The 16,986-nt window shown below is 71.0% G+C and carries 15 protein-coding genes; 12 read left to right on the top strand and 3 right to left on the bottom strand.

The annotated features are described in order from the left end of the window. The first annotated feature begins 4 nt into the window (after positions 1–4). From OG504_RS02605 to OG504_RS02635, 7 genes are all read left to right on the top strand, one after another. Positions 5–1,216, top strand: coding sequence for a thiolase C-terminal domain-containing protein (locus OG504_RS02605; RefSeq protein WP_405988197.1), 1,212 nt, complete (start codon positions 5–7; stop codon positions 1,214–1,216). After that, positions 1,213–1,653, top strand: coding sequence for a Zn-ribbon domain-containing OB-fold protein (locus OG504_RS02610; RefSeq protein ID WP_405988198.1), 441 nt, complete (start codon positions 1,213–1,215; stop codon positions 1,651–1,653). The genes OG504_RS02605 and OG504_RS02610 overlap by 4 nt, the downstream gene beginning before the upstream one ends. Before the next feature lie 3 nt (positions 1,654–1,656). Continuing rightward, entirely contained in the window at positions 1,657–1,884 is a 228-nt protein-coding gene (locus OG504_RS02615; protein WP_405988199.1) for a hypothetical protein, read from the top strand. After that, a complete protein-coding gene (locus OG504_RS02620; RefSeq protein ID WP_405988200.1) occupies positions 1,875–2,501 on the top strand; it encodes a histidine phosphatase family protein in 627 nt (208 codons plus the stop codon). Before OG504_RS02615 ends, OG504_RS02620 begins: the two co-directional genes overlap by 10 nt. An 8-nt stretch (positions 2,502–2,509) precedes the next feature. Next, positions 2,510–3,334, top strand: a complete 825-nt coding sequence (locus OG504_RS02625; protein WP_405988201.1) for a mycofactocin-coupled SDR family oxidoreductase — start codon at positions 2,510–2,512, stop codon at positions 3,332–3,334. A 56-nt stretch (positions 3,335–3,390) separates the two neighbouring features. After that, the gene (locus OG504_RS02630) at positions 3,391–4,854 is read left to right on the top strand and encodes an aldehyde dehydrogenase family protein (RefSeq protein ID WP_405988202.1); all 1,464 of its coding nucleotides are present in this window, start codon (positions 3,391–3,393) and stop codon (positions 4,852–4,854) included. Positions 4,855–4,979: 125 nt separating this feature from the next. Continuing rightward, positions 4,980–5,369 (top strand): hypothetical protein, encoded by a 390-nt coding sequence (locus OG504_RS02635; protein ID WP_405988203.1) that lies wholly within the window; start codon positions 4,980–4,982, stop codon positions 5,367–5,369. 71 nt (positions 5,370–5,440) lie between these two features. Here OG504_RS02635 and OG504_RS02640 read toward each other — a convergent pair whose 3' ends face one another. Beyond that, the gene (locus OG504_RS02640; RefSeq protein WP_405988204.1) at positions 5,441–8,332 is read right to left on the bottom strand and encodes an AAA family ATPase; all 2,892 of its coding nucleotides are present in this window, start codon (positions 8,330–8,332) and stop codon (positions 5,441–5,443) included. 207 nt (positions 8,333–8,539) lie between these two features. Between OG504_RS02640 and OG504_RS02645 the strand changes: the two genes are divergently transcribed. Continuing rightward, positions 8,540–11,395: an AAA family ATPase gene (locus OG504_RS02645; protein WP_405988205.1), complete on the top strand. Its 2,856-nt coding sequence runs from the start codon at positions 8,540–8,542 to the stop codon at positions 11,393–11,395. A 38-nt stretch (positions 11,396–11,433) separates the two neighbouring features. Here the strand turns inward: OG504_RS02645 and OG504_RS02650 are convergent, their stop codons facing one another. Further along, complete coding sequence (locus OG504_RS02650; protein ID WP_405988206.1) at positions 11,434–12,369, bottom strand: hypothetical protein; 936 nt, start codon at positions 12,367–12,369, stop codon at positions 11,434–11,436. 371 nt (positions 12,370–12,740) lie between these two features. Between OG504_RS02650 and OG504_RS02655 the strand changes: the two genes are divergently transcribed. Beyond that, on the top strand, positions 12,741–13,340 hold the full coding sequence (locus OG504_RS02655; RefSeq protein WP_405988207.1) for a response regulator transcription factor: 600 nt from the start codon (positions 12,741–12,743) through the stop codon (positions 13,338–13,340). A 49-nt stretch (positions 13,341–13,389) separates the two neighbouring features. After that, positions 13,390–15,075, top strand: a complete 1,686-nt coding sequence (locus OG504_RS02660; protein WP_405988208.1) for a CocE/NonD family hydrolase — start codon at positions 13,390–13,392, stop codon at positions 15,073–15,075. Between the two features lie 128 nt (positions 15,076–15,203). Here the strand turns inward: OG504_RS02660 and OG504_RS02665 are convergent, their stop codons facing one another. Then, positions 15,204–15,569 carry a hypothetical protein gene (locus OG504_RS02665; protein ID WP_405988209.1) on the bottom strand — a complete coding sequence of 122 codons (366 nt, stop codon included), beginning with the start codon at positions 15,567–15,569 and terminating at the stop codon, positions 15,204–15,206. Positions 15,570–15,730: 161 nt separating this feature from the next. Here OG504_RS02665 and OG504_RS02670 point away from each other — a divergent pair, with 161 nt between their 5' ends. Further along, the gene (locus OG504_RS02670; protein ID WP_405988210.1) at positions 15,731–16,081 is read left to right on the top strand and encodes a hypothetical protein; all 351 of its coding nucleotides are present in this window, start codon (positions 15,731–15,733) and stop codon (positions 16,079–16,081) included. Continuing rightward, positions 16,078–16,935 (top strand): hypothetical protein, encoded by an 858-nt coding sequence (locus OG504_RS02675; RefSeq protein ID WP_405988211.1) that lies wholly within the window; start codon positions 16,078–16,080, stop codon positions 16,933–16,935. Before OG504_RS02670 ends, OG504_RS02675 begins: the two co-directional genes overlap by 4 nt. Positions 16,936–16,986 lie beyond the last annotated feature (51 nt).

Genomic DNA, 16,986 nt, shown 5'->3' on the forward strand with positions numbered 1-16,986 from the left:
GCCGATGCCGCAGGATTCGGGACCGCGTGACGTCGCGATCGTGGGCGTCGGCGCCACGCCCTACTACCGGCGGGGCGAGTCGGCGGGCAAGAGCATCACTCACCTCGCCGGCGAGGCCATCCTCGGCGCCTGCGCCGACGCCGGACTCTCCGTCAAGGAGATCGACGGCTTCGCCTTCTACTCGGGCGCCGGTGCCGGCTACGGCGACAAGATGGAGTCCGTCGACTTCATGGAGACCCTCGGAATCCCCGAGGTCCGCTTCTCGGCGTCCCTCACGAACGGCGGCGGCGGCTCGGCGGGCGCGATAGGTCTCGCCCGCGCGGCCATCGTCGCTGGTGACGCCTCGATCGTCGTCACGGTCATGGCCCTGCAACAGCAGAAGCACCGACTCGGCACGGTGATAGCGGCCAAGCCGGTGACCCCGATCAGCTCCTTCCTCCAGCCGTCCGGACTGGCGGGCCCGGGCCATCTGATGTCGGTCCTGGCCCGCCGTCACATGCACCAGTACGGCACCACCCGGGACGCGTTCGCCGAGATCGCCATCTCCACCCGCCAGAACGCCCTCAACCGGCCCAAGGCGATCCAGAAGACTCCCCTCACCCGCGAGGAGTACTTCAGCGGGCGGATGATCGCCGAACCGCTCTGCGTCTACGACTTCTGCCTGGAGACGGAGGGAGCGGTCGCCGTCATCACCACCTCGACCGACCGCGCCCGCGACCTGCGCCAGAACCCGGTCCCCGTGGTGGCCGTCGCCCACGGCGGCACCCGGGACTGGGGGCGCGCCTTCTCCTGGTACGGCATGCCGGACGAAACTTTCACCTCGTCCGGTCACCAGCCGATCGCCGGACGCCTCTACAAACAGGCGGGCATCACACCCCAGGACATCGATGTGGCCCTGATCTACGACCACTTCACGCCGATGGTGCTCATGCAACTGGAGGACTACGGCTTCTGCGCCAAGGGCGACGGCGGCCCGTTCGTCGAGAGTGGCGCGATCCGCTACTCCCCCCGCCGGAAACCCGGAACCGTCGCGGTGAACCCGCACGGCGGCCAGCTCTCCGAGGCGTACGTCATCGGGATGACCCACATCGTCGAGGGCGTCGAGCAGATGCGCGGCACCGCGATCAACCAGGTCGCCGACGCCGAGTTCGCCCTGTGCACCGGCGGTCCGGCCAGCCTGCCGGTCAGCGGCCTGATCCTGGGACGCGACCGGTGACCGGGGCTCGCCTCGCGACGGCCCTGCCGTCGAACGCCGTCCGGATCGCTACGGACGCCGTGACCGAACCGTTCTGGCAGGCCGCGAAGCAACGGCGGCTCGTGGTACCCCAGTGCGGCGACTGCGGAACCTTCCGGCTGCCGCCCACCCCCTTCTGCCCGGAATGCCAGTCGACCGCGCTCGACTGGCCCCAGCTGTCGGGCCGCGCGACCGTCTACAGCTTCGCCGTGGTCCACGGCTATCCCGGGCTCCCGAATCTGACCCTGGTCCCCGCCGTCGTGGAGATGCCGGACGCTCCCGGGGCGCGGCTGGTCACCAATGTGGTCGGGGTCGAAACGGCGGACGTACGGATCGGGTTGGCGTTGACCGTCGACTTCCATCCCATCACCGACGGCTGGCTGCTGCCCGTGTTCCGTATGGCCGCCGAGGAGGTGTGAAACATGGACGACGACTACGAGAGTGCGCTGGAGGAGAAGCCGCTCGAATTCCTGGCGAGCGTGGCGAACAGCGGAGGTTCCTGCGACGGCCAGGCCGTCGTTCCCGACGGCGATCACTATCGGTGCTGGTGTTCGTGTGGCGTGTGGAACGTCGAGGCATCAACTCAGGCCGAGGGGCTGCGGCTTGCCCGGCTCCATACATCCAGGGCGGGGATGCCGTCATGGCCGTGATCCTCCTCGTCCGGCACGGCCAGGCGTCGGGCCAAGCGGACCACGGGCTGTCCGGCACCGGCAGACTCCAGTCCGAGACGCTCGGGACGGCATTCTCCCGGCACGGTGTTTCCGCGACACGCATTCTGACCGGACGTCTCGACCGACAACAGCAGACCGCCCGTTCCACACGTGGCGCCGCGAAATGGTCGACGTCCGCGGAGGTCGACGAAGCGTGGAACGAGTTCGACCACGAGGACGTCGTCGCGGCGCGTCGGACGGTGGACACACCTGATGCCAAACCGCTCGACCGGGCCATTCCCCGATGGTCCTCGGGACTGCACGACCATGACTACACGGAGCCCTTCCCCGCGTTCACCAAGCGGGTCGAGAACGCTTTGCGCACACTGGTCGCCGAGTTGGCCTCGGGCGAGAGCGCCGTCGTCTTCACCAGTGCCGGAGTGATCGGTTGGGTCGCCGCGTCGCTGCTGGGCGGCGGTGAGCCGCAGTGGTCCGCACTGAACCGCGTGGCGGTCAACAGCGGTGTCACGAAGGTCGTCGTGGGCAGCCGGGGCAGCACGCTCGTCACCTTCAACGAGCACTCCCACCTGCCCCCTCAACTCGTCACCTACAGATAGGGGCTGACATGGAGTCAGGCAGGAAGGTCGCTTTCATCACCGGTGTCGCCCGCGGTCAGGGCCGCGCGCACGCGGTGAAACTCGCCTCCCGGGGCATGGACATCATCGGACTCGACATCTGCGCGGACATCGAGTCGATGGATTACCCGAACGCCACCGAGGACGACCTCCGGGCTACCGTGAAAGCCGTCGAGGAGGCAGGCGGGGCGATCGTCGCAGAGAAGGGAGACGTGCGCAGTTACGACGATCTGCGCCGGGTCCTGGACCACGGCGTCGAACGCTTCGGACGGGTCGACGTGCTGCTCGCGAACGCCGGCATCATCCGGCTCTCCCCCGGCGGCGACCGCGACCGTACCTGGACCGACGTCATCGAGGTGAACCTGACGGGCGTCTGGCGCACCATCGAGGTGGTACTGCCGGCGATCCGGGCCGGAGAACGTGGCGGCTCGATCGTCATCACGAGTTCGGTGGCCGGGCTCAAGGGCGGCGCGAACGACAAGGCTGGCGGCCAGGCCTACACGGCGGCGAAACGGGGCCTGGTGGGCCTGATGCAGGTGCTCGCCAACGAGTACGCGGGCGAGCGGATCCGGGTCAACACCATTCACCCCACAGGTGTGTTGTCGGGGATGACGCTGAACCCGGCCATGGAGGAGCTTCACGCGCAGGCCGCCAGGGGCGAGAAGAACCCGATCAGCCAGATGCAGAACGCCCTGCCGATCGACATCCTCCGGGCCGAGGACATCGCCAACGCGGTCGCGTGGCTGGTGTCCGACGAAGCCGCCTACATCACCGGGATCCAACTGCCCCTCGACGCGGGCTTCGCCGTCCGCTGAGCCCTGTGGTACCGCACCGCACCTACCGGCCAAGAGTTCCCCGGGAGACACCACCCATGACCGTGACCGCTCCGCACGTTCAACTCCGCTACGGCGACAAGGTTCTTCACTCCGGATCCGGCGGAGTCTTCGAACATCGCAACCCCTACACGGGCGAGGTGCAGGCGGCGATCCCGCTGGCCGGCGCCGCCGAGATCGACGAGGCCGTCGAACTGGCCGCCGCGCAGGCGGAGTCCTGGCGCCGCTGGACGCCGGAGGCGCGGCGCGACGTCCTGACACGGTTCGCCGGGCTGCTGGATGAACACCGTCAGGAGTTCGTCGACCTCCAGGCACTCGACGGCGGTACCCCGACCCACTTCGGCCTGCGGATCGTCGACAACTCGATCAACTGGACGCGCTACTACGCCGGTTGGTGCGACAAACTCTCCGGCGAGCTGATCTCGACGCTCGACACCCGCGGCTACTTCTCCTACACGACACCCGAGCCCTACGGTGTCATCGGGATCATCGTCACCTGGAACGGCCCCGTCGTCTCCCTGGGCATGAAGGTGATCCCGGCGCTGGCGGCCGGGAACTGCGTGGTGGTCAAGCCCTCGGAGTTCACCCCCTTCGCACCGCACCTGTACGCCCAACTCCTGCGCGAAGCAGGCGTACCGGACGGCGTGTGCAGCATCCTCAGCGGCGGCGCGGAGGCGGGCGAGGCACTGGTGCGCCACCCCAAGGTGGAGAAGGTGAGTTTCACCGGTGGCCCCGTGGCAGCCCGCCGGATCATGCACGCCTGCGCCGATCAACTCAAGCCCGCAGTACTGGAGTTGGGCGGCAAGACCGGCAGCATCGTCTTCCCGGACGCCGGAGACCTGGAGGCGGTGGCGAGCCGCGCCGTACGGGACAGCATCGGGGTGCTGGCCGGGCAGGGCTGTGTGGTGCCGACGCGACTGATCGTGCACGAGGACATCTACGACGAGATCGTCGAGCGGGTCACTGACGTCGCCGCGACGTACAGAATGGGGGATCCGTTCGATCCCGAGGTCAAAGTGGGGCCGCTCATCAACGCCGCCGCCGTCGAGCGGGTCTGCGGGATGCTCGACCGTGCCCGGCGAGACAGGGCCGGACGCATCACCCTCGGCGGCAACCGGGCCGGCGGCGACCTCGCCGACAAGAACTTCGTCGAGCCCACGATCATCGTCGACGTCGACCCGGAGCACGAGATCGCACAGACGGAAGTCTTCGGCCCCGTACTGCTGGTCTTCAAGTTCTCCACCGAGGACGAGGCGGTCGCCCTCGCCAACAGCACACCCTACGGACTCGGCGCCAACATCCAGTCGACGAATCTCACCCGCGTCCACCGGGTGGCCGAGCGACTGAAGGCCGGTGGCGTCTATGTCAACGGCGCCCGGCAGAACCTCCCGCACACCCCCTTCGGCGGTCTGGGCCTCAGCGGATACGGCAAGGAGGGCGGCCGAGCCGGCATCGACGAGTTCCTGCGCTACAAGACCGTGTCGATCATCCAGCCGGAGTAAGCGTGTAGCGGGCTCCACCCCGGGTTCGGGAGGCCGGTCCATCGTGACGGCGGGCGGGCGACGGAATCGTGGTCCGTAGAGATCGAAAGAGTCCCGCACCGTCCCCCACCACGAAGGAAAATCCCGTGAAGCCCCAGCTCACCGCCGCGAGGTCGGCCGTCGCCGATCTGCTGCTCTGGTCGTTCTTCGTGGGCGGCCTCGTCGCGAGCACCGCCTCCGGTGCCGTCCTCGACGGCACGCAGAAGAGCGTGGCCACCTACGCCGGGATCGCCGTCTCGATGCTGGCGGGCTCCCGCATCGCGAAGAAGCCGAAGATCAAGGCGTTCCTGTCGAAGTCCTCGACACTGTGGTTCCTGTTCCTGTTCAACGGCGGTGTGGCCGTGGTCTGTTACTTGACCATGGACGGGGTGAAGGGCCTCGCAACCGCAACCGGCATGGGCCTGGTCTCGCTGGGCGCGGCGGGCGGCCTCATGGCGAACCGCCGCAAGCCGGCCACGGCCCGACACCGTGCGTGAGGCTCCTGCCCAAGCGCGGGGGACGTACGATCTCCCGCGCTTCCGCGTCACGCCCGACCGAGCGCCGGAGCCTACGCCTCGGTGCCGAGCCCAGCGCCGTAGCCGGTGAGGACGGCCGTGACCACTTCGGTGCGGGACCGCAGTCCGGTGCGGGCGAACAGCCGGGACAGCCGGTTGGCGACCGCGTCCTCGGTGAGCCGCAGCACCGTGGCGATCTGACGGTTGGTCAGGCCTTCGGCGATCAGGGTCGCGAGCAACTGCTCGCTCTCGACGGTGGCTTGTCTGCGGCCGGGCACGGTGATCCCGGCCGCGCGCAGGGCGGCCCGGGTGTGGAAACGCTCCAGTACGGCACCGCTCTCACCGAAGAGTTCGTACGCCTCCCGCAGCAGTGCGGGTGGGCCGCCGCCCGCGCCGACGGCGGCGACGAGGGTCACCGCCGTCTCGAACGGCTGACTGCGCGAGCGTGCCAGTCCGACGGCCTCCCGCGCGTTCTCCCCGGCGGTGACGGGACTGTCCGGCCGCAGGACCCGGGCCGATGCCGTGAGATACCTGAGCCGTGTCTGTCCGGAGCCCGTCCGGTCGGAGATCCGTTCCAGGCGTTGAAGGCACGTGACCGCCTCGGCCGTGCGCCCCGAGTCCGCAAGCAACTCGGCGAGGCAAGCCCAGAGTTCGTCGGTACCGGCGATCTGCCCGTGTGCCTCCGCCGCCTCCAGTCCGCGCCGCAGTGTCTTCTCGGCACCGGCCGGATCACCGAGGGTCCGCAGCAGCTCCGCTTCACATGAGTCCAGTGAGTACTCCGGCGGGCCCTCCCCCTCGGCGCGCACGCTGTCGATCAGGCGGCGGGCGCTCGTGACGCGGCCCCGGGCGAGGAGGATCGCCGCGGTCCGCGCGGGAACCACGTAGTGGTCGATCGCCGCCGTGTGGATCCCGTTGTTCGCCAGCATCCAGCGGGCCGGTTCCAGCGCCTCGCCCCACTCGCCCCGGAGGTGGTGCCGGAGGAACTGGCTGTGTCGGGGCAGGAGTTGGGGGGACAGGCCCTGAGCCGCCAGAAGGGCCTCGCCCGCGTGCAGGTCACCGCCGTTGAGCAACTCGTCGAACTTGGCGACGGTCAGTGTGTAAGCGTGGTCGGGGCCGATGTGCGGCGCTTCCGGAAGGGCCAGTGAGCGTCTGAACCGCTCCGGCCGGCCCAGCGCCAGTTCCGCCGCGGCCCGGAAACTGCGGGGGTTGGCGGCGGCACGGACGTCGGTGTTCCACACCGGTTCGGTCCGTACCAGGAGATCAAGCGCCTCACGCCATCTCGCCAGCAGACACAGGGCCAGTGCCCGGCCGGTGATGGCGGCCAGGATCGGCAATCGCAGTTCGTCCCACCACTGTTCCGTGGCCAGTCGCGAAAGTGCCCGCCAGTCGAGGTCGTTGGCCGTCGCCACGGTGAACAGGGTCGCGGTCTCCTGGAGTTCGAGCCGGCCGAGGATGTCCGGGCGGTCGCGCAGGATCGACTCGGCGATGGTCCGCGCGGTCCGGAAGTCCCCGGCGAAGTAGGCGGCGACGGCGTACCGCTGAAGGGCCGGGACCCGGTCGGCGGGACGCTCGACGAGGTGGCCCGCCGCCTGGCACCAGCGGAGCACTCCCCTGCCCTCGGAGTCGGGATGCAGACGCTCCGCCGCGGCCGTCAACTCCCTTACCGCACGGTCCCGTTCGACCAGAGTCCCCGCTTCCGCGATCCGGTCCGCCCGGTAGGCCACCGCGTCCGCCTCGTCGAGTCCGACGATCGTCGGCGGTTTCGCCCCCGCGTCCTCGTCCGCCCACAGTGTCTCCACGGCGGACGCCGACAGCCGACTGCGCTCCAGCGGCCCGAGCCGCTCACGGAGGGCATGTGCCACCAGCGGAACCCCGAACGTCCACCCCTCTGCCATACCACCGTCGGTCCCGGACAGCTCCTCGACGATCCCCGCACCGGCCAAGTCCCTTACGGCGGCCCGGACTTCGCTGACGGACAGCCCGACCGACCCCGCGATCAGCACCACGACCCGCGCGCCGAGGGGGCACAGGACACTGAGGGCGCCCGCCACCGTGCGGCACGGTTCGCCCAGCACGTCCAGCGCCCGCATGAACCGGTCGCCGTCCGGCAGCACCGGCGTCGACGTCCGCGCCCCGACGAAGGCGTGGCCGTCCGCGACCTTGATCGCCCCTTGCCGTGTCCACCCGGTGAGCAGGGCGTCGACCGCCCCGGGCAGCCCGTGGGTGAGGGCGCGCACGCGCCGGACGAGACCGGTGTCGGGAGTCGCCCCCAACCGCCGCGCCACCATGGCGACGATCTGCTCGGGCCCGAGGCGGGTCAGCACGATGGTGCGGGCCCCCTGAGCGGCGGCCAGTTCATCCACGGTTCCGCCGACACGGTCCCGCCGTAAGACCTGGCTCTCGTCTACGACCCGCCCCGCACCGGATGCACTCCCGCCGCACCCCACGGCCGAGGCCAACAGCCGGACACCGGACGCCACCCCGGTGAGGTCGATCCTGCCGAGCAGGGCCAGCGAGTCGGGGTCGGCGTACTGGAGGTCGTCCAGCACCACGACCACCGACACGGCCCGCGCCAGAGCGGCGCGCAGCAGTGCGGCCATCGTCACCTCGTCGCGCCGCCCGGCCGCACGCAACGCCTCCGCGGGCCGGCGCTCCTCCAGCACCATGACGAGCCGCAGCGCCAACAGGAAGGGCCGCGCGCCGTCACCGGGAACGCAGCTCACGGAGCGCACCAACTCCCCGTTCCCGCGCAGTCGTTGAGCGATCGTGTTCATGAACACGGTGCGCCCGGTGCCTCGTTCGCCCCGGACCAGGACAAGTCGCGGCCCTCCCTTGTCCGTCAGCAGGCCGTGGCCCTCGTCCAACTCCCGCTCGCGGCCGACCGGACAATCACCGACAGCCGTCCGACCGCGCACGAGCCACGGGTTCCCGGACGGAACGGTCATGGTCCACCGCGCTCTCTTCATCGACCCGGCCCGGGTGTTCCTGGCGTCTCCGGTCGGCCGTACGTTCGGAAACCAGCCCCGCATCCACATTATGATCACATTCACATGACCGCTTCCGTCACACGGTCGACCCCCCACACCATCACCAACTCGCGTGCTCCCGTTGGCAGTTCACGCACGGAACACCGACCCCGGAAGGAAGTGGACGTGCAGGAAGGAGACCTCGTCATTGGCAGGGACAGCGAACTCCGCGACATGACGCGGACGTTGTTGTCCACCGGCGCCCCGGCCCGCACCCTCCTGATCGTCGGTGGTCCGGGGACGGGCAAGACCACCCTGTTGGAACAGGCCCGGCGAGCGGCGGCCGAGGAAGGCGCCCATGTCCTACGGCTGCGCTGTCACGACGGGGAGAGCGCGCCCGGCGCGGAGGCGCTGGCCGACGGCGTCCATTCGGTGCTCGCCAAGTTCCACGACCGCCGCAGCCCGGTCCGGGTCGGCGCCGTCCGCCGGATCCGGCTCCAATCAACCGGCCAGGACGGCGAGTTGGCCCTGCTGTCCGTCCTGAGCGAGATTCTTACGGACGCGGCGGCCCGCATCCCCTTCGCGGTGGTGGTCGACGACGTCGAACGGATGCCGCGCCCGACGGCGTCCGCCCTCGGCCTGCTGCTGCGCGTCTTCCGCCCGGCCGGGGTACCGATGGTGATGGCCGGCCGACCGGTCCGCCCCGCCGCCGACGGCGCCTCCCCGCTGACGGCCGCGGCCGACCGGCTGCTCGAACTCCCGCCGCTGCGGCCCGAGGACATCGAGGCCCTCGTCGTACGGCGGCTCGGCCGCCCGGTCGAGCCGGCCCTCGTGACAGCGGTGCTGGCCGCGCTGGGCCCGATGGCGGGCACCCCCGCGGCCGTACTGTCGCTGCTCGACGCGATGGACGAGCACGGCGACCTCCTGGAACTGGACGGCCATGTGTGCCTGACGGAGCCGGAGCGCGCGCTGCGACTCGCCACGGACGCAAGGGAGTTGAGCCGGCTCTGCTGGCCCGGTTCCCCGCCGGACGCCGACGGTCTGGATGCCGCGGCGGCGGTGGCCCGCAGTGTCCTACAGGCCGAGGTGCGGCTGGACGATCTGCTCCGGCTGAAGCCGGGGGGCCCGCGCCGGGCCGGCCTCGTCGACCGAGCGGTCACCCCGCTGGTCAGGGACGGGACGCTGACCGTGGACAAGGACGGCCGGATGGCGTTCGCCGTGCCGGCGCTCGCGGCGGCACTGCGCGCCCTGCCCACCCACCATGACGTGTCGTCGCTGCACGCCCTGATCACCAGGTCGTTGACGGATCGGCTGGGCGCGGACACGGCGGGCAGCTGCTATCCCCGGCTGGCCGACCATGTGACGGCCGCCGGGGCCGAGTTGGACGACGTCCTCGCGGTGGACGTGCTGCTCGCGGCGGCCCGTGCGGATGCCAGGACGGACTGGCCCCGATCGGTGCGCGCCTACGCGTCCGCGCTGCGACGCCTGCCGCCGTACGACCACCGGACACCCCAAGTGCTGCGCGAGTCTGCCGAGTTGAGCCTGCGTCACACCGACCACTCCGGTGCGCTGGCGCTGGGCGAACCGCTGCTCGCCCGCCTGACCACGGCACCGGCCGGGGCGCAGGACCGGGACTCGCTGGACTTCGTGGCCGAGGTATGGGCCCTGGCGACGCTGCACGAACACCGGTTGCCGTACCTCGACGCCGTCCGGGATCCGCTGCCCGCCATGGCCGAACTCGCGGAACTGGCCGGTCCGTTCGGGCTCGGTCCACTGCCGTCCCCGCCGCGGGGTGAGACGCACCGGGCGTCGGCCGCCGGGCGGCGGAAGGGCTCCGGGCCGCTGCCGTCCGGCCCGGAAGTACGGCTGCTGGCAGCCGCCGCGGGCAGCCACGACGGGCTCTCGGCCGCTCTGCGCACCCTGCCACCCGATGCGGCCGGCCCACCGGACCTGGACCGGCTGCGGAACGCGGCCGTCCACGCGGACCTCGCCGGTGCCCTGGCCGCCGTGCTCGGTGACCGGTACACCGGGGCGGGGAACAGCACCGCCGCCTGGTACCACGCCATGCTCCGCGACTACCTCGACGGTGACTGGGACCAGGCCCTGGTGTCGGCCCGCCGGATCGAGGCGCGCGGCCGGACCCGGGACACGACGGTCGGCGCGGCACAGCCCGCCCGGGCCCTCGCCGCCGAAATCCATTGCACGCGCGGGGAGTTGGGCCTCGCCCGGTTCTGGATCGAGCTGATTCCGGAGGCCGTGTCGCATCCGCTGGTCGCCTGGGCCAGGCTGGGCGTGCGGTACTGGTCGGGTCAGCGGGAGGAGGCGCTGGCGGCGGCTCTCAGGGACGTACGACGGGCTCGCGAGCAGGGTCTGCACGCGGGCACGGAGAAGGTGCTGCTGCGGTACATCTCCTTCGCCCTGGTGGCGGGCCTGCCGCAGGCCATGCCCCAGGCGCTGGACGAACTGGAGGCGCTGCACGCGGTGGTGGGTTCCCCCATGACGCACGAGGCGGTGCTCATCGGGCGCGGCCTGGTGCACGGCGACGCGGACAGCGCGCTGGCGGCCCTGCGGTCGGTACGCCGACGGGGCGACGCGTACCTGTGCCTGCTCTGCTGTCTGTGCCTGATGGAGATCGGCGACGAGTCCGGACCGTGGCTGGCCGAGGCCTCGCGGATCGCGCAGTCGCTGGGGATCGGGCGCGCCACCCGTACGACGCTCGGTCACATGACGCGTCGGCGGACCTTCGGCCTGCCGAGGACGCGTCCGGCCAAGGACGAGTTCGGCGACGAGGACGTCCGGCTGACCGCGCTGGTCAGCGAGGGGGCGACCAACCGGCAGATCGCGGCGCGGCTCGCGTGGAGCGAGAAGACCGTGGAGCGGCGGCTCAGCGGGCTCTTCCGCCGTACCGGGTGCCGCTCCCGGGTGGAACTGGCCGCGGCCTGGCTGGACGGCAGCCTCGCCCGCCGCGTTGTGGTGCCGAACGGTACGCCCTCCAGGGCGGGCGGTCCCGTGCCGGGTCCGGGCGGAGCGCGGCGGCCGTGACGGAGCGGGCCGCCGGCCCAAGGGCGTTGTCCGCCGGGTCAGTCGAGGCGGGCAGCGTGCGTGTCGACGGGTACACCGAGCCGGCCGGTGAGCAGGGAGCCGTCGGGCTTCACCTGAAGGTTCCATTCCAGGGCGGGGATGTAGCCGAGCACCAGCAGCGCGTCGGTCCCGCGCAGCGGAGTGTCGCCCCACCGCTCGTTGCGGTACTGGGCCGCGGTGACCACGAAGAGCCGGCGGGCGCAGGTCCGGGAGTCGGCGGTGCCGCGGTCCCTGCCCATGTGCAGGGTCTGCAGGGCCGACGGTCCCCCGCGCTGTCCGGGCACCATGTTCTCCCCCACGGCCAGTGCCTCGCCCCGGGTGGTCGCGGTGTGCAGGCGGGCCGATCGCGCGGCCAGTCCGTCGGTCACCGAGGGGGTCGCCGCCGAGCCCACCAGGACGACCGTGGCGTGGGTCCCGACCGGCCCCGAGACCACTTCGGAGATGAGGGCCTGCGCCAGGAGGAGGACATCGTTGTCGTCTCCGGTCAGGGCGATCGGCCCGCTCAGCCGGGAGAGGTCGACCAGCATGCGCTCGCCCCGGTGGAGGCCGAGGGTGACGGTCAGGGAGTACGGATGGACGAGCCCGTCTCCCGCGTTGGCTCCACGCCGCAGCCGAGCCGCGTCGACGGACCACTCCTTCCCGGAGACGTCCGCGGTCCAGGGGGCCGGAGCGTCGTCGTCCGCCTCGGCGAGCCGTAGGGTCAGTTTCTGCCCCGAGTGGACGACGACGTGGATGTCCGGCAGCGGGCGCTCGCCCCGCGGACGCCCCGCGGCCACGGCCCGCAGGCCCAGCGCGACCGTTTCGAGCGCCTTGCGGCTGGAGCCCGACACCCCTGAACGGGCCTGTGCCGAGGAGGAGTTGCGCCTCCGCCGGAAGAGCGCGGCCCCGATCAGGAACAGGCCGAGCCCCACGCACAGGGCAATGGACGCGATCATGCGGCCACCTTTGTTGCTAGAAGTTGTCAGAGACAGGCACCGGCCCATGGGGGCGCCGGCCGTCGGCGTGGAACGCCGACGGCGAAGCGGACCGGTGTCCGAAGGGCGCGAAAACGCGCTTCCCCCGGCATCGTCGCCCGCCCGCTGTTTCCGGTGAAAGGCGAAACCGCCAACCTTGCCGGTCCGTACAGGGAGTTGGGGGGGATCTTCCGCCCGAAGCCGTCGTGACGCTCGGGTCGCCTCGGCAACTCGCGCCAGGTTTCCCTCCGCTCACGCGCGCCGGGCCGCTGGCGCGCATGCGTGATCTTCGCCGGTGACACCATCGTCCTCCCGAACCACATGGACGACCTCAGTCGCGAGTTGGGGGGCACATGCCTCAGCAAGTACTCGGCGGGAGCCTGCGCGTGGCGATCCACGCCCCCGCTCCCCTGATCCGCGCCGGACTGGCCGGCTTCGTCGCCATGGAGCCGCGGCTGCGCGAGGTGCCGCGGGACAGGATCCGGGAGGCCGACGCGATCGTGGTCGCCGTGGAGGTGGCGGACGCCTCCGTCCTGGACCTGCTCCCCAGCCTGAGCGACCAACCGGGCGCACGCTTCCTGGTGGTCGTCAGCGAGCGGTGGCAGGCCGACGTGTCGGCGGCCCGGCACCGGGGCGTTCGCGCCGTGGTGTGGTGGGACTTCTGCAGCCCGGACGTCTTCGTCCGCACGGTGCGTGCCGTGGCGGGCGAGAACGGGAACGCAGCACACGCCACACAGACCGCCGCCCCTTCCCGGAACCGGGCGCCCCTGAGCACGCGCGAAGTGGCCGTCCTGCGTCTGATAGCCGAGGGAAGACAGTGCGACGAGATCGCGACGGAACTCTCCTACTCCGAGCGCACGGTGCGCTACATCCTCTACGGCGCGATGAAACGCCTGCGGGCACGCAATCGCGCGCACGCCGTCTCGTACGCCATACGGGCCGGACTGATCTGACCCGCCGTAACATCGACCTCCTGCACCGGAGTTGACGGAGGAGACACCTATGAACCTGGGCAGTCACCTCACTCAGCGCCTCCTGCGTCTTCCCCCGCCCCTCACCCGTGACGTGGCCGTCGACCACGATCTACGGGTGCCGATGCGGGACGGGGCCGTCCTGCTGGCCGACCGCTGGAGGCCGAGGTCCGGTGGCGACGGCCTGCCGACCGCGCTCCTGCGGATCCCCTACGGCAGGGCGGGCATGGCCGCGGGGCCGATGGTCCGGCCGTTGGCCGAGCGGGGGTTCCAGGTGCTGATCCAGAGCACACGCGGGACGTTCGGCTCCGGCGGCACCTTCGACCCGATGCGGGGCGAGCGCGAGGACGGGCTCGACACCGTGGACTGGGTGATCGGGCAGCCCTGGTTCGGCGGGGCGATGGTGCTGTACGGCATGAGCTACCTCGGCTTCGTCCAGTGGGCCATGGCCGACCAACTGCCGCCGCAGGTAAGGGCGATGATCCCGGCGGTGTCGGAGTCGGCGCTCAGCCTGGAGTTCCTCCGCGAGGACGGGTTCTCCCTGGAGACACCGTTCGGCTGGGGCGTCCTGGTCGCAGGACAGGAGCGCCGGTGGGCGATACCGCGCCAGCTCCTGGGGGCGGGACGGGTGCGCCGCGCCATGTCGACGCTGCCGCTCGGCGAGGCCGATGTCGCCGCCATGGGGCAGCGGTCCGCCTACATCCAGGACGTTCTCGCCCACGACGCCGGTACGCCGCGATGGGCGCGGCTCGACCACAGTCACCGGGTGGCCGAAGTCGCCGTACCGGTGAGTTCGGTCGGCGGCTGGTACGACATCTGCCTGCCCGGCCAACTCCGGGACCACCAGGCCCTCCAGGCGGCCGGACGACAGGCCCGGCTCACGGTCGGCCCGTGGACGCACACCTCCCGGGGCGTGGGTGTCACGGCAGTCGGCGAGGCCCTCGGCTTCGGTCTCGCCCACGCCCGCGGCGAGCAGCCGGCGGAGCGCGCCCCGGTCCGCCTGTTCGTGATGGGCGAGGAGGCCTGGCGCGACTTCCCCTCCTGGCCGCCGCCCGGGTACACACCGCGGCGCTTCCACCTCCACCCGGGCGGCGCCCTGTCCAGCGACCCGCCGGACGAGTCCGCCCCGGACGGCTACCGCTACGACCCGGCGGACCCGACTCCGGCCGTCGGCGGGGTACGCCTGGCCCTCGGCGTGAAGGGCGGCCCCGTCGACAACGTCGGACTCGAAGCCCGGCCGGACGTGCTGACCTACACAACTCCCGTACTGGACACGGATGTCGAGGTGATCGGTGAGGTCGGCGCCGAGATCTGGTTCCGCTCCAGCCTGGCCCACGCGGATGTGTTCGTCCGGCTGTGCGACGTGGACGCCAGGGGCCGCTCGACGAACGTGTGCGACGGCCTGGTCGGTCTGACCGGCGCCGACCGGACCTCCCGCGCGACGGTACGGCTGTGGCCGACGGCCCACTGCTTCCGGCGCGGTCACCGCATCCGGGTCCAGGTGTCCAGCGGTGCCTTCCCCCGCTACAACCGCAATCCGGGCACCGGCGAACCCAGGGCGACGGCCACGACTCTCCGCGCCGGGAACCAGGAGGTGTTCCACGACCCGGAACACCCGTCCGCGGTACTTCTGCCGGTCCGCCCGGCGAAACGGAAAGACGGCTCGGCCGAGCGAGAGCTCGATAATGGACTAGACATGAGTGGACTAGACAATTAAGCCGCTTCAACCGCCACCTGATGTCCGGGAATACGGCACCCCCAAGAGCCGGCCGGTCTCGGTGCATATTGCCCAACCGAGACCGGACCGACGTCACAACTACTCAATTGTCATATGCCTCAAGGCGTTTATACCTCCAGGCTGGACTCGAGCCGCTTGAGGTTATGCCTCGCCAGCGCCAGATTGCTGCGCTCGCGGTCCAGCGCGAGATACAGGAAGAGCGAGCCGCGTGTGCTCGACAGCGGCCTGATCAGGTGGTACTGCTGGCCGAGGGTTATCAGGATGTCCTCGATCCGGTCGTCGACGTTGATGGCCTTCAGCGTGCGCTGCTTGGCCCGCACGACCTCGGTGTTGCCCGCCCCCGCGACCTCCAGGTCCAGATGCGGCCCGCCGCCCAGCGCCCCCAGCGTCATGCCGCTCTCGTAGTCGACCAGGGACGCCCCCAGGGCCCCGTCGATAGTCATCGCTTCCTTGAGTGTCGCCTCAATGTTCACGTGGTGCCTCGTTCCCCTCACCCCGGCGAGATTCGGCATCTCGCCACGAAAACGGTCTCAATGCGAGCCGTGCGGGTATCAGACAACACCATCTTTGGTCAGAGTTGCGATAGTTGGCAAATAAAGTAGTCTGCTCGCCGGAGTGACTGAAGGGGGGACCTTTGTCATCGCTCGACGCCGCACTGGGCCGCGCCCTGACCACGCCCGGCATCAGCGGAGCCGCGGTACTCGATGCCGTCACCGGCCTCTCCTATGCGGAGTCGGGGGATATGAGTGCCGGTCAGGACTCCTGCGAAATAGCGGAATTGGCCCGCACCCGCCTCGTTCGGGCAGGCGCGTCAGGGGAGTTGGAGAGCATCATCGTGACGACCTCCACCCGGCATCTCGTGACGATCCGGCTCCCGCGGCAGGGCGATCCCCTGCTGCTGTGCGCGACCGTCGACCGCGACCGCACGAACCTCAGCTCGGCGCTGCGCGAACTGAGGCTGCACGCCGACGAGTTGCTGGCATGACGCAAGGTACCGAGGAACCGCTCGCCGACTCCCGCAACGTTCCCGCCCTGTTGGCGACACTCCGCGCCCAACAGCGATCCTGCACCGTGGTCGTGACCGGCACCCCCGGCGGCTCGATCCACGTGCGCGACGGCCTCGTGGTGGCCATGGAGACCCCTGGCGCACCGGGCATCGAGGGACTGCTGCTCAGATCGGGCCGGATCGATGAGCAGGCGTGGTCAGCGGTCCGCGCCAGCGACACCACCCATGAACACCTCGCCGCCGAACTCGTGGACCGGGGGCTCGTGGGCGCCGGCGAGCTGGAGGTCATCAGCCTCGGCGCGCTCTTCGACGCCGCCTTCGCGCTCTCCCTCGCCGTACCCGACAACTGGGAAGTCACCGACCCCGTACCGGCGTTGTACCGCAATGCCGGCGTCACCCCCGAGCGGCTCCTCGGCGAAGTGTCCCGACGTGTCAACTTCCTTGCCGGGGAGCCCGGTTCGGTCGCCGCTCTGGCCCGCACCCGTATGCAGCCGGCGTCCACCGCGCACCTCCCCGAACCCGTCGACAGCCTTCCGGCCCGGCACCGAGCCGTCCTGGCCGCCACGGACGGACGCCGGACGGCGAGGGACATCGCCTTCGCCCTCGGCCGGGGTCTCTTCGCCGTCATGATCGACCTACGGCACCTGCTGTACCTCGGTCTCGTCCGCCCGCACACCCCCTCGCCGAACGGCCGGCCGAGCACGGCCGCGCGCATCGCACCGTCCGCGACAGCCCCTTCCGCCATGGCACCGACCTCCGCACTCGACTCCGCGTCACTCCCGCGTCGCCTCCCCGGCCGCAACTCCGCGCCGGCCCACCGGCCCCACGACTGAACCGCCCTTCCCGCTCCCGCAGCCACGTCCCCACCGGGCTCCCCTCCTGCC

Origin of the sequence: Streptomyces sp. NBC_00986, from assembly GCF_045162565.1 — a bacterium.
Classification (GTDB): Bacteria; Actinomycetota; Actinomycetes; order Streptomycetales; family Streptomycetaceae; genus Streptomyces.

Bases quoted from the DNA above. Each gene is read 5' to 3' on its own strand.
- OG504_RS02605 (WP_405988197.1), top strand. From the start codon at position 5: ATGCCGCAGGATTCGGGACCGCGTGACGTCGCGATCGTGGGCGTCGGC.
- OG504_RS02615 (WP_405988199.1), top strand. From the start codon at position 1,657: ATGGACGACGACTACGAGAGTGCGCTGGAGGAGAAGCCGCTCGAATTC.
- OG504_RS02620 (WP_405988200.1), top strand. From the start codon at position 1,875: ATGGCCGTGATCCTCCTCGTCCGGCACGGCCAGGCGTCGGGCCAAGCG.
- OG504_RS02625 (WP_405988201.1), top strand. From the start codon at position 2,510: ATGGAGTCAGGCAGGAAGGTCGCTTTCATCACCGGTGTCGCCCGCGGT.
- OG504_RS02630 (WP_405988202.1), top strand. From the start codon at position 3,391: ATGACCGTGACCGCTCCGCACGTTCAACTCCGCTACGGCGACAAGGTT.
- OG504_RS02640 (WP_405988204.1), bottom strand. From the start codon at position 8,332: ATGACCGTTCCGTCCGGGAACCCGTGGCTCGTGCGCGGTCGGACGGCT.
- OG504_RS02650 (WP_405988206.1), bottom strand. From the start codon at position 12,369: ATGATCGCGTCCATTGCCCTGTGCGTGGGGCTCGGCCTGTTCCTGATC.
- OG504_RS02655 (WP_405988207.1), top strand. From the start codon at position 12,741: ATGCCTCAGCAAGTACTCGGCGGGAGCCTGCGCGTGGCGATCCACGCC.
- OG504_RS02660 (WP_405988208.1), top strand. From the start codon at position 13,390: ATGAACCTGGGCAGTCACCTCACTCAGCGCCTCCTGCGTCTTCCCCCG.
- OG504_RS02675 (WP_405988211.1), top strand. From the start codon at position 16,078: ATGACGCAAGGTACCGAGGAACCGCTCGCCGACTCCCGCAACGTTCCC.